The organism is Hydrogenophaga sp. 70-12 (genome assembly GCF_001897365.1).
GTDB classification, from domain to species: Bacteria; Pseudomonadota; Gammaproteobacteria; order Burkholderiales; family Burkholderiaceae_C; genus Hydrogenophaga; species Hydrogenophaga borbori.
Genome location: NZ_MKSS01000390.1, coordinates 10,415 through 11,212, shown reverse-complemented (window position 1 = coordinate 11,212; position 798 = coordinate 10,415). Strand labels below are relative to the sequence as shown.

Annotated in this window: 1 protein-coding gene; it reads right to left on the bottom strand. The window is 73.3% G+C overall.

Annotated elements, in window-relative coordinates; translation table 11 throughout:
* A partial coding sequence (locus tag BGO22_RS20050; RefSeq protein WP_286852272.1) for a VIT1/CCC1 transporter family protein occupies nucleotides 1-676 on the bottom strand: 676 nt, incomplete at its 3' end.
* Nucleotides 677-798: the final 122 nt, after the last annotated feature.

Below are 798 nucleotides of genomic sequence, written 5' to 3'. Positions count from 1 at the left end.
CGAACAGCGCCCCCACGCCCGCGGTCAGGCCCATGGCCAGGGCGCCCCAGAAGCTCACGCGCGCGGTCGACACCAGCAGCGGTGAGCCGCCGGCCTGCGCCGCGATCAGGCCCAGCGCCGCCAGGAAGAAGAGCGAGGTGCCCGCCACCCCCCACATGAGCGCCGACGCCGGCAGCAGCAGCACCACCAGCAAGGGCAGCGCCGCGCCGGTGGCAAAGGTGGCGGCCGAGGCGAGCGCGGCCTGCACGGGTTTGGCGGCCAGCGTGTCCGATATGCCCAGCTCGTCGCGGGCGTGCGCTTCCAGCGCGTTCTTTTGCATGAGCTGCGTGGCCACCTGCGAGGCCAGCGGGTGGTCGAGCCCGCGCTTCACGTAGATCGCGGTGAGCTCCGCGTGCTCCTGCTGGGGGTTGTCGGCCAGTTCGGCTTTCTCGCGGGCCAGGTCGGCGTTTTCGGTGTCGGCCTGCGAACTCACCGACACGTATTCCCCCGCCGCCATCGACATGGCCCCGGCCACCAGGCTGGCCACGCCCGCCACCAGAATGGCCTGGGTGCCGGCCCCGGTGGCCGCCACGCCCAGCACCAGGCTGGCGGTGGAGACGATGCCGTCGTTGGCGCCCAGCACGGCGGCGCGCAGCCAGCCGGTCCGGTGGGTTCGGTGTCGTTCGCTGTGTCTCATGGGCGTTGCGGCTGGGCCGGGTGATGGAGCGGAGGGGTGGGGTGGGTTCGATGTCCCGCGCCGCTTGGCGTGGGCGGGGCGGGCGCAGTGTGACACGGCAGGTGCCTTGGGTGGTGCGCCGC